Genomic DNA, 13,119 nt, shown 5'->3' on the forward strand with positions numbered 1-13,119 from the left:
AAAGAAAAATTTCCCCTACATTATCATAGGGGAAACTGCAAAACGATGCAAATATTATACCCATCCGCGATATCTGCATGCTTCTGCCATTTTTCTTACGCCTACCATATATGCAGCAAGCCGCATATCTACTCTTCTGTTTTGCGCCGTTTCATATACAGTGTTAAATGCTTTCACCATCATTTTTTCCAATTTTTCTTCCACTTCTTCTTCAGACCAATAGTAGCCCTGATTATTTTGAACCCATTCGAAATAAGAAACCGTTACTCCTCCCGCGCTTGCCAATACGTCAGGCACGAGTAAAATTCCCCGGTCCGTTAAGATTTGAGTGGCTTCAACAGTTGTCGGACCGTTGGCTGCTTCTACGACAATTTGAGCCCGAATATTATGGGCATTTTCTTCTGTAATTTGGTTTTCAATCGCCGCAGGAACTAAAATTTCGCAATCAAGTTCTAACAATTCTTTATTAGTGATCGTATCATTAAACAATTTCGTAACAGTTCCGAAGCTGTCGCGCCGGTCTAATAAATAATCGATGTCTAGTCCGTCTGGATCGTACAGACCGCCGTATGCATCGGAAATACCTACAACTTTTGCTCCGGCATCATGCATAAATTTTGCTAAATAACCGCCTGCATTTCCAAATCCTTGGACAACGACCCTAGCCCCTTGTAAAGAAATTCCACGCTTCTTCGCTGCTTCGCGAATGCAAATGGTCACGCCTTTTGCCGTTGCCGATTCACGGCCATGTGAACCGCCGAGAACGAGAGGCTTGCCGGTAATAAATCCTGGCGAATTAAATTCATCAATCCGGCTGTATTCATCCATCATCCAAGCCATGATTTGCGAGTTCGTAAATACATCAGGTGCAGGTATATCTTTTGTAGGGCCCACAATTTGACTAATTGCCCGAACGTATCCTCTGCTTAATCTTTCTAATTCCCTGAACGACATATCTCTTGGATCACAAACAATTCCACCTTTTCCACCACCGTAAGGCAAATCAATAATTCCGCATTTTAGACTCATCCAAATTGAAAGCGCTTTTACCTCGTTTTCAGTTACATTTGGATGGAAGCGAACGCCTCCTTTTGTAGGTCCTACAGAATCATTATGCTGCGCCCGGTAGCCAGTAAATATTTTAACAGAACCGTCATCCATGCGAACAGGTATTTTCACTGTCAGCATGCGAATCGGCTCTTTTAATAATTCATACACCTCTTCTGGATAACCTAGTTTTCCTAACGCTTTATGTATTACCTTTTGCGTAGCTTTTAGCACATCATGCTTGTCATTGCCTTCGGCTACCATAATAAGTAAACCTCCTATATGTTCTTTAATAATGAAAAGGAAAAGTCCACCTTTCATGACTTAGTATACACCTTCTATAAATTAATTCAATCATTAATTCATAGAAAATAAAGGGATACTGAATTTCTTGTTAAAAAAAGAAAGCGGCAAACCGCTTGTTTTTTATCAAATAAAATACTAAATCTACGCAAAAAAAGCTGATAAAACATCGCTGAAAGGCGATGTTTTGTCAGCCTCAGGAAAAATAGTCATTCAAAAGACGAACAGCGTGATCCTTTATCAATAATTTTCCATATTCATGCAGTCTATGAGTTGTCATATGTGTCGGCGTTCCATATTCCGCTAAAATTGCAACAAGATGCTCCGTTTCAATCTTAGAGATGTCATCAAACAGCAGGTAGTATCGTCCCTGATATGAATATAGCGCGCCTTCTGTTATTTCGAAACGTTGAAGAACTTTTGCAAGATCGAGGACATCTTCGAAATTCAAAAACTCATACAATATATCTTGATGTTCATCCACTTTTACTTGCATTTCAATATAATCATCTAAAAATTCATCTTCAAGTTCTTCATCATTATTTTTGGAAACAATGATCACCATTCCCTGTGCTTTTAGTGAATAAACCTCGACCGCAATCGAACCGTTTGCATGAAAATCGAGTTCTTCACTTGCCTCATTGATCATTTCCCGGAAAAGCTGATGAACTTTTAAAGAGTTGTTCCATAGATCTTCTTTTGTTAAGCCGCGATCCGACAAATCATCTAGAGTCAGGAAAATTTTAATTTTATTATGATTAAGACGCTCGAGCCGCATCTTCTTCCCTCCTGCCGTCAATACATCATACGATATTGTATGTTGATTCTAAAAGATGGTTCTTTAGTTAGTAAACAGTTTACAATTACGAGGGGGTGAAGACAAGCATTTTTACTCACAAATCACATTTTTATTTCGTTTTATAATAGAGATTAATATCGAATTCTTTTTTCATAACAGAAAAAACCTTGTCGCGATTCATCCACTCTTCTTCGCTTTTCCAAAAATCAGTGCTTTTATCAATAATTTCCCATCTAAGCTCATGATATTCTTTTTCCGCTTTTTCTTCTTTCTTTTTAAAATAAACGGCTGTTGAATAGCTGAATGCAATCAGCAAAACGGCGAATAAGTGTGATGATTGAAAAAAATAGAATAAAACAAACAAAAGATCTGTTTCCAATCGTTGATATACGTTGAAATAAATAAACACTATAAAAATAATCACTTCCACAAATGTAATTATTTGCCAAACCAAACATTTCTGTTTATATGTTTCGAATTCTCTTTTACGCTCAATGAGCCCTTGCAGCATATGCTTGGTAGGTTGATCTGTATAGGGCAGATCTTTAATTTGCCTTTCCATTCGTTTAAAATCCCCCAAAGTTTTTTGTACAAGTTATGCATGATCTTTTTCAAATATGAAAAATTTTTAGTTATTGGGGATTATCTAAAGGGATTTTTAAAACTTGTCCGACATAAATGTTGGAATCTTGAAGATGATTCCATTCTCGAATAAGCTCTTCGCCATTTCGGCTTTTATAATACTTCATTGAGATTTTATACAGCGTTTCGTTCGGCTGGACAACATGAGTAATGATGCGTCTGTTCTCTTCCATGTTTCCATCGCTTTCATTTCCAGAAATTTCTTTTCGGGTTTCGTCTCTTGTGCTGTTGGAAGAGGATTGTTCTTCAGTCGTTGGAGAAGCTTCCTGTTCATTCTGATTTCCTTCTTCTTTGTCTGAGTTAGAGGAATTATTTTCTTCCACTCTCTCTTCTTGAACAGACTTCCCGCTATTATTTTTAATAATTACAGAGTCAAAATCTGAAAGATTTTCCCCGCTGCGGTTTGATTGATTTCGTTCCAAATAAGAAGTTAAAAATAAAACAACGACTGGCACTAATATAAAAAGAAAGACGAGAATACGCAAAAGCGGATAGTTCATTTTCTTTTTTTTCTTCCGCATTTTTTTATGCACTTCACTCCGAGACGGATATGTCCCCGTTCTCTCTTTTATTTCATCAATCATTTTTTCCCTTAAACGCTCAGCTTGGTCATGTTCATACGGACTTGTCATCTTCTTCATCGTCCCTCCCATCGCCTTTACTATTTTTCAAATATTGAAAGCGAATTTGCACTGCCGATACAAAGTCGATAAGAAAATGAGCGAAAATTGTTGTTAAAATATTCTCAGTCAGTTCAAATATCACTCCGAGAAAAAAACTGACGAACAAAACCGTTGCAAATAACAGCCATTTTGAAAGATAACGAAAATGCATGAAGGCAAAGATCAAACTGGCGATAAACAGTCCAAAATGGGTTTGCAGAACCCCGCGAAACAATATTTCTTCCGCAAAAGCAACGATAAGGGTCATCCAAAAAATTTCCGGCAAGCTTCTGTTTTGAAACAGTTTTTCATTGATTCCTCCATCATCGTACCAGCTTTTTGGCGCCCATTTCATAATTACCAAATCAATGAGCAGAACGATAACTGTTGCAAGCAAGCCAACAGCTATCGTTTCCCAACTCAATTCCCATAATTGAAAAAAATCCTCCGCACGGTCAAAAAAAATGAACCCTAAAATAATCGATATAAGAAGAAATAGCGACTGAGTGACCATGAGATGAAATAAAAGCTCTCGATCGGTCATGTTCTTTATCAATTCTTCTTGTCTTTTAATCACGCCTTCACCCACTTTGACGAAACAGCCTTTTTAATTCTTGCTTCCAATCCCACTTTATCATTGGCTGGGATGAATGAATTTTTTTTCGGATAAAAAAACGATCGTTTATTCCGCAATTGTCGCAGCAAATCGAAACCTTTGTTGAAGGTTTTTCCTGAAAATAGCTTAAAATCATGTTCCGCCTGCATGCTTTTGCTCGTAAAAATGCTTCCATGTCGGCTAATTTTTTAAATTTCATTTTCATTCGATCTTCAATCTTGCTCCATACATAATTTACGATCTGATCAGTCGTCCAATGATACATGTTTTCATCCAACATTTGGAAATTATATTGTAAAAATCTCCTCTGTACATCAGACAAGCCGAAGCTGCTCCACTCTTCTTCTGTTAAATCAAAGCTTCCCTTTAACCGAATCGTTTTTACAATCAACTCAATCTCTTTTTTTTCAGGAAATTCAGAACGTATTATCGACCGGGGAAACTCCTCGTCACCCTTTGCTACAAGTGCAATTGCAATGCTTTGGTTTCCATCTCTTCCTGCCCGGCCTATTTCTTGTACGTATGATTCCATGTCAGCAGGATAATGGAAATGGATGACAAATCGAACGTCTTTTTTGTTTATTCCCATTCCAAAAGCATTTGTCGCCGTTATAACCGAAAGTTCGTCATTTAAAAATTGCTGTTGAATCAACATTCTATCTTCATATTCCATTCCGCCATGATAATAAGCCGCATTTGTCATTCCCTTTTGTTCAATCCATCTGGCAAGCTCTTCCGCCCACTTTCTTGTGGAGCAATAAATGATACCGGGCCCTTCTAACATTTTCAGCCATTCGGCTAATCGCTCCAATTTTTCCTCTTGGCTGCTTACGGCTTCAACATTAATGGCAACGTTTTGCCTGTCAATAGAATGAATATGAAATGTTGCATCGGTTAAATGCAAGCATTTCGCGATATCGTTCAGCACTTCTTTAGTGGCTGTGGCGGTCATCGCCAAACAAGGGGGAGAACCGATCATCTCCCTTACCTTTCCGAGCTTTAAATAGTCAGGCCGAAAATCATGTCCCCACTGTGAAATGCAATGCGCTTCATCGACGACAAATAAAGATATTTGGATTTGCGCCAATGCATCCAATAGCCTTTTTGATTTAAACATTTCAGGCGATAAAAATATAAATTTGTAACGGTGCAATTGCCGGAAAGCTTTTTCTTTTTCATATCGGGTTAAAAAGCTGTTTAATGCAATGACTCTTTTTTCTCCAAACATTTTCATCTGCTGTTCCTGGTCTTGCATGAGCGACAATAGCGGGGACACTATTAATACAGCACCTTGTAAACAATAGCCAGAAAGCTGATAGCACAATGATTTTCCACCGCCTGTCGGCAGCATGGCAACTACGTCATGTCCGTTAATAACATCTTCAATTATTTCCTTTTGGCCTGTTTTAAAGCTTGAATAACCGAATTTTTCCTTCAGCAAAGTAAAAAGATCTTTCGTCATTGCCATCTCCTTATTGCAGCCATTGCCAGCCGAATTTGAAAATAGCTGTATTGATCTTGAAGATATTCTTTAACTGTTTTCAGCTTGTTCGTTTGCAGCTTTTCAATCGCTTGCCCGATTTTGACCACATCTTCTTTGCTTACATAAGGTTCGAAGGCAAAATCGTGCATGTTTAAAGCAATCTCAACAATATGGTCCTCAATCGTATTTCTTTTAAGCTTTCGGACTGCTGCAATTTCATCAATGCCCAACCCCTCCGCCAACAAGCGGTACGTTTTTTCCGCCGATGCGGTTAGCGGGTGTTTTTTTATCAAATCTCTTAAAAGACCGAATAATATCGGATATTGATCAGAACGTTTTTGCAATTCGTTCACCATTTGAATGACGGCAGCTTGAAACATAAGCTTCAAATAAAAAGGATCTTCATTCGCAGCTGCTGCAAGCTGTTCAAAGGTGATTCCATTTTTTTTTAAAGCCGGACAAACGATTGACAACTAAGATAGCTCCCTTTTCATCTAAACATTCAAGCAAACGGTTCATTTCCAAAAACGTTCGATTTCCGATATTTTTCTTTGTCTCTTTCATCTGCAATATGTATGTTTTGACAAAATGCAACAGCTGACCATTATTTGTTATAGGTAAAAATTTCGAATGGTTATAAACTAGATGGGAAACCGTTTGAACAAATAAAGATAAACGCTGCCAAAAAATTTTCCCTATATCATTGTAGGTGGCCCCATCCAGCTTATCAGGAAACGGTTTTTCTGACAAAAATTCTTGCAGCACCCGTTCGCCGTTCATTGTGACCATATAAAACTCGCCTTTTACTTGTTTGACATATGACAGCTGAACCAATCTGTTTAACAAGTGATTATATTCTTCAAGCTCGAGCTCACGGCAAATGCCAAATAAGTTCGATAAATGAAAAATAATGCTATCTTGAATTGTTTGAGAAGATTTTTTTCCTTTTAATAAATGAAAAACAGCTGCTTTCGATCGCTCGCATTTGAGCTGTTGAAAACAATAAAGGATGATTCCTTCCAAATAAGAGAGAGGCATTTGATCACCTTAAAAATTGAAACCTTCTGTTCAATCCTTATTTTATCAAAATTTATCCAATAATTGTCGAAAAATATATAATGAATGATTTGATTTAAGTAAGTTTATCGAAATACTATGACATTTCATCTTTTTTTATTGAAATGTTTAATATTCCATCTTACAATAATTATGTGGTATTCTGATTATTATATAAAACATTCTGAAGTGGAAGATAAATGTTTCTTTCTCTTTTATGACTTCTACTCATTTCATTTATACAGGAGGTTAGACAATGCCAAAATATACAATCGTTGACAAAGAAACATGCATTGCATGCGGTGCATGTGGGGCAGCAGCGCCAGATATTTATGATTATGATGACGAAGGAATCGCATACGTTATTCTAGATGATAACCAAGGGACGGTTGAAGTTCCAGAAGTTTTAGAAGATGATTTAATGGATGCTTTTGAAGGTTGCCCAACAGATTCCATTAAAATTGCTGATGAACCCTTTGACGGCGATCCTTTAAAATTTGAATAGCTGTTTCATCAGCTTTAAAAGAACAACCCCCACGGAAAAACGAATTTCTGTGGGGGTTTTGTGTATCATAATTCGGAGCACCGTTATGATGCGAAAACATCATAGCGGCTGGTCTCCGCTTTTTTGCATATAAATTATGCATTTTGCACGTTAAATTTATGTTGAAGCCATTCTTTTATTCTGCCGTAAATCATTAAAAAGACAATGGCAATAATTGTTCCTTTAATGAGGTTAAAAGGCAAAATCCCGGCAATAATGACTTGCTTCACTTCTGCAATCGACATTTGCGGCATATTTAAAAACAGTGTATATGCCGGCAAAATGAAATAATAGTTCAATAAGCTCATGGCTACTGACATCGAAATGGTCCCGGCAGCTAAACCGAAAAGAACCCCTTTCATCGAACGAATTTTTTGAAACACGAATGCAAACGGCAAAAGGAAAAACAATCCGGCCAAGAAATTTGCCAACTGATCAATCGGAACTCCTGTCGCGCTTCCTTGAATGATGTAATGAAGCGTATTTTTAATCGCTTCTACAGCCAATCCTGCAATCGGCCCTAATAAAATCGTCGCCAGCATAGCAGGAATTTCGCTGAAATCAATTTTTAAAAATGCCGGAAGTCCCGGAAGCGGAAAGTTAAGAGCCATAAGCAAGTAGGAAATCCCGCTTAACATTCCTACAAAAACAAGTTTAAATGCCTTTGTTTTTAACACAGTCCTTCTCTCCTTTTCTTTCTGTGATCCATCTTGAAAAGAAGGAAGGGTCCATCTCCTGCTTCAATAAAAAAACCCTCTACATTGACGCAGAGGGAGAATTGTAAGCAGGTTAAAATAAACGTTTCAATGATCATATTTTTTGAAACGCCTGAACCCTCATCTTCTCCCATCCAGACTATACTGTCGGCTCTGGATTCTCACCAGATCCACCGTAAAGGAAAAACACCTTTACGGGTCACGGGCTAAAAAAGCTTAAAAGCTTTTATCACCGCCGGTCGGGAATTTCACCCTGCCCCGAAGATGAATCCATATTTTTTATCTTCATTATATACAATAACGAAAAAAAAAGAAACTTATTTTATTTCATTGTCTTTTTTCTACAATTGCCAATATTTTTTACATCCTCTATAATAAAAAGGCATACATAATAAAGGAGGATTTTGTCGATGGCAAACAATAAAGTTGTCGAAGCTTTTATTGAAATTCCGACAGGAAGCCAAAACAAATATGAATATGACAAGGAAAAAGGCGTTTTTAAACTAGACCGGGTTCTTTATTCGCCTATGTTTTACCCTGCAGAGTACGGTTATTTAGAAAATACTTTAGCACTTGACGGCGATCCTCTTGACATTCTCGTAATCGTCACCAATCCGACTTTCCCTGGATGCGTCATAGAATCGCGTGTCATTGGCTATTTAAACATGATCGACAGCGGTGAAGAAGATGCAAAATTAATCGGCGTTCCTGTAGATGATCCTCGTTTTGATCATGTTCAATCGATTGAAGATCTGCCGGAGCACAAATTAAAAGAAATTGCCCATTTCTTTGAACGTTACAAAGATTTGGAAGGAAAACGAACAGAGATCGGCAGCTGGGAAGGACCTGAAGCAGCGGCAAAACTAATTGACGAATGTATCGCACGATACAATGAATCTAACAATTAAACAAAAAAGAGAGCTGTTTCTTCAGAAGCAACTCTCTTTTTCCCTTTTTACACACAGTAAACGTTTTCAAACTGTAAAGTTTTGAACCTTGACAACATAGATCAGTTAAGATAAAATAATCAGAAATTTTGTTTTCATTTTTAATTCGTTCACTAGGGGGATCTTAGAAAATGTTTCATGTTCTTGTTTCTGACTCAATATCAAGCGATGGATTAGCACCATTATTGAACGATGAAAACATCAATGTCGTTCAGAAAAAAGTAAGTGAAGTTGACGACCTGGAAAAATATGATGCTCTGCTCGTCCGCAGTGCAACGAAAGTAACAGAAGAACTGCTTCAAAAAATGACAAATTTAAAAATTGTTGCAAGAGCAGGCGTCGGAGTCGATAATATCGATGTTGAAGCAGCGACAAAATACGGAGTTGTCGTAATTAATGCACCTGACGGAAATACGATTTCAACTGCCGAGCATACATTTGCCATGATGGCATCGCTTGTTCGTCATATTCCACAAGCAAATGTTTCCGTTAAATCAGGTGAATGGAACCGCTCCGCCTTTCTCGGTACTGAGCTATACGGCAAAAGCTTAGGAATCATCGGTTTAGGACGAATCGGCAGCGAAATTGCCAAAAGAGCAAAAGCTTTTGGAATGAACGTATTAGTGTTTGATCCATTTTTAACAAAAGACCGGGCGCAAAAATTGGGAGTAAACAGCTGCAAGCTCGATGAAGTTTTAGCGCAAGCTGATATCATTACTGTTCATACACCATTGACAAAAGAAACAAGAGGTTTATTAGGAAAAGAAAATATCGGAAAAACGAAAAAAGGAGTTTATTTATTAAACTGCGCCCGGGGCGGCATCATCGATGAAGAAGCATTAATTCATTATTTAGAAATTGGACATGTGAAAGGCGTTGCACTTGATGTATTTGAAGTCGAGCCTCCAGTAAATCGGAAGCTGCTTGATTTTGAACAGGTCATTGCTACACCGCATCTTGGAGCATCAACGAAAGAGGCCCAATTAAACGTTGCCTCTCAAGTTGCTGAAGAAGTATTAAAATTTTTAAATGGAAAACCTGTTACAAATTCTATTAATCTACCAACATTAACAAAAGATATATTTGACAAAATACAGCCGTTTTATAAATTGGCCAAAAAATTGGGTCAGCTTGCTTCTCAATACATGAAAGAACCTGTTCAACATATCGGAATCGTTTACGAAGGAACGGTTGCTGAACTCGAAACATCTTTTATTACGAAAGCATTTCTTGCTGGATTTTTAGGAGAACGGGTTGATTCAACTGTTAACGAAGTGAATGCTGGCCTCATCGCCAAAGAACGCGGCATCAGCTTCAGCGAAAAAATTGCTTCAAACGGTTCTGGATATGCAAATTGCATCGCTGTTCAAGTAGATGGAGATCATCGGACTTTTTCCGTAAAAGCAACGTATATTCCAAACTACGGTGAACGAATTGTTGATTTAAACGGTTTCGATATCGATTTTTACCCGGCAGGGGAAGTATTATATGTAGAACACATCGATAAACCAGGTGTTATTGGACGCGTCGGAAAAGTACTGGGCGACCATGGCGTAAACATCGCAACAATGCAGGTTGGACGTAAAAACATCGGCGGCGAAGCAATCATGGTTTTAACTTGTGATAAACTGATTGATGATCAGCTTATTGAAGCGTTAGTCCAGTTCGATGACATCGTTTCTGCCAAAACTATTCATTTATAATATTTAAAGGTGCTGGGAGGGCTTATCTCTCCTGGCTCCTCTGTTTTTAATCCTCCCAAAAACAAAAGACCGATGAAAAGCCCCATAATTAGGGCAATACCCAGCCTCCGCATTAAATCCAGCATCCGTTCATCCTCCTTTCCTCCTTTCATACATTCTCAATATTTATGATGGTGTCTTTATGTTTAGACCTATTTCCGTTCCTTTTGCTATGCATCAACTTTCAGGTCAATAAAATTAGGCGAAAAAGGCACTTCCACCGGTTTTGAAATATCAATATTTCCGATTTTTTTCGCATCAAAGCCTTCGAACTTCACTTTCTTAAAGCCGAATTCTTTCGCTGTCATTAAAATCGCTTCCAGCATAACTTCAGTATGCTCTGTATTTTTCATTTTTGAAGCATTTTCAAAAGTGACCGTAAGCAGCTCATCATCCTTTTTCAATTGCTTAATTTTAACGGAATTATTAATGGAAGGTTCAAGACCGTCTTCCTTCCTTTTTTGCATGGCATTCATTGCCTCTTCAATTGTTTCATATTCATTTTTTGATGGAACGAGCAAAGGATTGCTGCTATTTTTAGGAAAAAACAAGAAATAGGCTTTTTTCAGCAGCTTCTTTATTTGAAATTCGGAAACAAAACGCTCAGAAGGAACATGCTGCTTTTCATTTGTAAATAAGCGCACCTTTTTATAATTTTGCCACCGAAATGTTTCTTTTAATACTTCTTTAAAATTTTGTTCATTATGGAAACGGTCTTTTATATTCAATTTTTCAAAATTTATGATCACCTCGTCACTTCGGCTTTTGCTTTCATAAATGTCTGCATCTTGAAAGGCAAAAGCTGAAAGATTGAAACGTTTCACATCGATCTTGTTTAAGACGTCATTTATTTGCTTGACGGCAGGCTCGAATTGATTTCCTTTAAAGCTTAGAGGAACGACATGCTGTTTGCTTTCATCTAAAAGCCCTACTGTGATAATTTGTTCAGTTGAAGAATTTGGAACTATGGAACGATACTTCGGCGAAGCCTCCATCGTTTGACTTTCGGTTAAATGACTGTTTCCTGCGTTTTCGGCCTTTTTGTTGTATGAATATTGGGTTTGTTCATTTTTGCTGTTGCTTAGCGGAAAAACTACAAAAGTGACGGCTGCTGTCAAAGCAACAATCGAAGCTGATGGAACAATGAATTTCAATATTGTTCTTTTTCTTTTTTTCTCGGTAATATTGTTCCAAATCTCGAATGAACTGCGGGAATCTTCTACTTTTGGAAACTCGCTTATCCATTTTTTGATTTGTTCATCGCTCCACCGAGAGTTTTTCACTTGAAACTACCTCCTGTTCTGTCATAGCTCCCTGATCTTTCGTGACACCTTGTTCTTTCATAGCTTTATCTATATAATTTTTTAACACTTTTAAAGCCCGATGCTGGGTTGTTTTTACTTTGCTTTCCGTCCACCCCAACACCTCGGCTGTTTCTGCAACAGATAATTCTTTTATAAACCGTAAAATTAAAACGGTTCTTTGATTCACATTACAGTCATTCATTGCTTGGTATAGCATCTGTATTTCTTCTCGTTGTAAAGCTATTTCTTCCGGGAGGGGCTCTTGATCCGCAATTTGTGCTTGATCTAAATCAAATTTTTCCATTATTCGCTGACGGAGAGTTTTTTGCTTTCGAAAAAAATCAATCGCTACATGCCGAGCAATGGAAAATAACCATGTTTTTTCACTGCTTCGTCCTTCAAAGCTCGAGTATGATTTTAAAACTTTTATATACACTTCATGCACCAAATCTTCCGCTTGTTCCCGATCCTTCACCAAATAATATAAAAACTGAAAAATATCTTGATGATACTTTTCGTATAATCTTTGAAACGATTCATCCATGCACATACCCTCCGTTTAAAATATTTGTCGAAAGAGACGCATGACATGTTACAAACAAAAAAGAAAGGGTCTTATAAAAGAGACCCTCGGTGTCAATTTTTTTTGCTATTATTTGTCCGGAACACCTTCCCGCTTCGTTCGTATTCGACATCCTTCACGTTTAGGCGGTAATTTACAACCCGAGCAGCAGCAAATAAATAATCAGACAGACGGTTCATGTAAATGAGGACCGGATGATGAATTTTAACCTCTTTCATTAAAGAAACGATTAAACGCTCTGCTCTTCTGGCAACTGTTCTCGCAATATGTAAAACGCTGGCCGCCTCCGTTCCTCCGGGCAAAATAAATTTTTCTAATGCAGGAGCTTCTTCCACATAATGATCGATTCGTTCCTCTAAAAAACGGATCATATCCTCCGTCGTTTTAAACGGATGTTTTTGCTTTTCGTACACAACCGCTATGTCAGATCCGCAATCAAACAAATGATGCTGAATTTTTTCAAGCTCTTCGTAAATATCTTGAAACGCTTTATCTGTTAAAAACGTCCTTGCATAGCCTATGTAAGCGTTCAATTCATCAATCGTTCCGTAAGCTTCCACCCTTGGATCATCTTTATCGACGCGCGCACCAATAACGTTCGTCTGTCCTTGATCCCCTGTACGCGTATATAAATTCATTGCCAAACCTCCCTTCTGTTACGTGTGAAACAATAAA

15 protein-coding genes and 1 riboswitch are annotated in these 13,119 nt (G+C 37.8%); of the genes, 3 read left to right on the forward strand and 12 right to left on the reverse strand.

Annotated features, from left to right (window positions below):
• Positions 1-54: 54 nt before the first annotated feature.
• The 8 genes from NSQ71_RS11565 to NSQ71_RS11600 form a co-directional block, all read right to left on the reverse strand.
• Positions 55-1,311, reverse strand: a complete 1,257-nt coding sequence (locus tag NSQ71_RS11565; RefSeq protein ID WP_063388611.1) for a Glu/Leu/Phe/Val family dehydrogenase — start codon at positions 1,309-1,311, stop codon at positions 55-57.
• 235 nt (positions 1,312-1,546) lie between these two features.
• A complete protein-coding gene (locus NSQ71_RS11570; protein WP_063388612.1) occupies positions 1,547-2,128 on the reverse strand; it encodes a genetic competence negative regulator in 582 nt (193 codons plus the stop codon).
• A gap of 130 nt (positions 2,129-2,258) precedes the next feature.
• Positions 2,259-2,711 (reverse strand): DUF2663 family protein, encoded by a 453-nt coding sequence (locus NSQ71_RS11575; protein WP_063388613.1) that lies wholly within the window; start codon positions 2,709-2,711, stop codon positions 2,259-2,261.
• Positions 2,712-2,781: 70 nt separating this feature from the next.
• Complete coding sequence (locus NSQ71_RS11580; protein ID WP_340733969.1) at positions 2,782-3,432, reverse strand: LysM peptidoglycan-binding domain-containing protein; 651 nt, start codon at positions 3,430-3,432, stop codon at positions 2,782-2,784.
• Positions 3,407-4,030: a CPBP family intramembrane glutamic endopeptidase gene (locus NSQ71_RS11585; protein WP_063388615.1), complete on the reverse strand. Its 624-nt coding sequence runs from the start codon at positions 4,028-4,030 to the stop codon at positions 3,407-3,409. Before NSQ71_RS11585 ends, NSQ71_RS11580 begins: the two co-directional genes overlap by 26 nt.
• A gap of 4 nt (positions 4,031-4,034) precedes the next feature.
• On the reverse strand, positions 4,035-5,531 hold the full coding sequence (locus tag NSQ71_RS11590; RefSeq protein WP_340733970.1) for a RecQ family ATP-dependent DNA helicase: 1,497 nt from the start codon (positions 5,529-5,531) through the stop codon (positions 4,035-4,037).
• Positions 5,528-6,025 carry a helix-turn-helix domain-containing protein gene (locus NSQ71_RS11595; protein WP_340733971.1) on the reverse strand — a complete coding sequence of 166 codons (498 nt, stop codon included), beginning with the start codon at positions 6,023-6,025 and terminating at the stop codon, positions 5,528-5,530. Before NSQ71_RS11595 ends, NSQ71_RS11590 begins: the two co-directional genes overlap by 4 nt.
• On the reverse strand, positions 5,979-6,590 hold the full coding sequence (locus NSQ71_RS11600; RefSeq protein ID WP_340733972.1) for a hypothetical protein: 612 nt from the start codon (positions 6,588-6,590) through the stop codon (positions 5,979-5,981). The genes NSQ71_RS11595 and NSQ71_RS11600 overlap by 47 nt, the downstream gene beginning before the upstream one ends.
• 274 nt (positions 6,591-6,864) lie before the next feature.
• Between NSQ71_RS11600 and NSQ71_RS11605 the strand changes: the two genes are divergently transcribed.
• Positions 6,865-7,113 (forward strand): ferredoxin, encoded by a 249-nt coding sequence (locus NSQ71_RS11605; RefSeq protein WP_063388618.1) that lies wholly within the window; start codon positions 6,865-6,867, stop codon positions 7,111-7,113.
• A gap of 134 nt (positions 7,114-7,247) precedes the next feature.
• Here the strand turns inward: NSQ71_RS11605 and NSQ71_RS11610 are convergent, their stop codons facing one another.
• Positions 7,248-7,829, reverse strand: coding sequence for an ECF transporter S component (locus tag NSQ71_RS11610; protein WP_094246150.1), 582 nt, complete (start codon positions 7,827-7,829; stop codon positions 7,248-7,250).
• A gap of 157 nt (positions 7,830-7,986) precedes the next feature.
• A riboswitch (FMN riboswitch) is annotated at positions 7,987-8,138 on the reverse strand.
• 140 nt (positions 8,139-8,278) lie between these two features.
• On the opposite strand from NSQ71_RS11610, the gene NSQ71_RS11615 reads away from it, so the two are divergent.
• Positions 8,279-8,776: an inorganic diphosphatase gene (locus tag NSQ71_RS11615; protein WP_063388619.1), complete on the forward strand. Its 498-nt coding sequence runs from the start codon at positions 8,279-8,281 to the stop codon at positions 8,774-8,776.
• Positions 8,777-8,946: 170 nt separating this feature from the next.
• Entirely contained in the window at positions 8,947-10,518 is a 1,572-nt protein-coding gene (serA, locus tag NSQ71_RS11620; RefSeq protein WP_066247685.1) for a phosphoglycerate dehydrogenase, read from the forward strand.
• A gap of 209 nt (positions 10,519-10,727) precedes the next feature.
• On the opposite strand, the gene NSQ71_RS11625 is transcribed toward serA, so the two are convergent.
• The 3 genes from NSQ71_RS11625 to NSQ71_RS11635 form a co-directional block, all read right to left on the reverse strand.
• On the reverse strand, positions 10,728-11,840 hold the full coding sequence (locus NSQ71_RS11625) for a GerMN domain-containing protein (protein ID WP_340733973.1): 1,113 nt from the start codon (positions 11,838-11,840) through the stop codon (positions 10,728-10,730).
• Positions 11,815-12,405 carry an RNA polymerase sigma factor SigX gene (gene sigX / locus NSQ71_RS11630; RefSeq protein ID WP_340733974.1) on the reverse strand — a complete coding sequence of 197 codons (591 nt, stop codon included), beginning with the start codon at positions 12,403-12,405 and terminating at the stop codon, positions 11,815-11,817. Before sigX ends, NSQ71_RS11625 begins: the two co-directional genes overlap by 26 nt.
• A gap of 92 nt (positions 12,406-12,497) precedes the next feature.
• Complete coding sequence (locus NSQ71_RS11635) at positions 12,498-13,082, reverse strand: cob(I)yrinic acid a,c-diamide adenosyltransferase (RefSeq protein ID WP_094246153.1); 585 nt, start codon at positions 13,080-13,082, stop codon at positions 12,498-12,500.
• Positions 13,083-13,119 lie beyond the last annotated feature (37 nt).

The organism is Aeribacillus sp. FSL M8-0235 (assembly GCF_038000355.1).
In the GTDB taxonomy this organism is placed as follows: domain Bacteria; phylum Bacillota; class Bacilli; order Bacillales; family Aeribacillaceae; genus Aeribacillus; species Aeribacillus composti.

Excerpts from the sequence above, each read along its gene's own strand:
- serA (WP_066247685.1), top strand. The coding sequence starts at position 8,947 with ATGTTTCATGTTCTTGTTTCTGACTCAATATCAAGCGATGGATTAGCA.
- NSQ71_RS11600 (WP_340733972.1), bottom strand. The coding sequence starts at position 6,590 with ATGCCTCTCTCTTATTTGGAAGGAATCATCCTTTATTGTTTTCAACAG.
- NSQ71_RS11580 (WP_340733969.1), bottom strand. The coding sequence starts at position 3,432 with ATGAAGAAGATGACAAGTCCGTATGAACATGACCAAGCTGAGCGTTTA.
- NSQ71_RS11575 (WP_063388613.1), bottom strand. The coding sequence starts at position 2,711 with ATGGAAAGGCAAATTAAAGATCTGCCCTATACAGATCAACCTACCAAG.
- NSQ71_RS11615 (WP_063388619.1), top strand. The coding sequence starts at position 8,279 with ATGGCAAACAATAAAGTTGTCGAAGCTTTTATTGAAATTCCGACAGGA.
- NSQ71_RS11570 (WP_063388612.1), bottom strand. The coding sequence starts at position 2,128 with ATGCGGCTCGAGCGTCTTAATCATAATAAAATTAAAATTTTCCTGACT.
- NSQ71_RS11635 (WP_094246153.1), bottom strand. The coding sequence starts at position 13,082 with ATGAATTTATATACGCGTACAGGGGATCAAGGACAGACGAACGTTATT.
- NSQ71_RS11605 (WP_063388618.1), top strand. The coding sequence starts at position 6,865 with ATGCCAAAATATACAATCGTTGACAAAGAAACATGCATTGCATGCGGT.
- NSQ71_RS11565 (WP_063388611.1), bottom strand. The coding sequence starts at position 1,311 with ATGGTAGCCGAAGGCAATGACAAGCATGATGTGCTAAAAGCTACGCAA.
- sigX (WP_340733974.1), bottom strand. The coding sequence starts at position 12,405 with ATGGATGAATCGTTTCAAAGATTATACGAAAAGTATCATCAAGATATT.
- NSQ71_RS11590 (WP_340733970.1), bottom strand. The coding sequence starts at position 5,531 with ATGACGAAAGATCTTTTTACTTTGCTGAAGGAAAAATTCGGTTATTCA.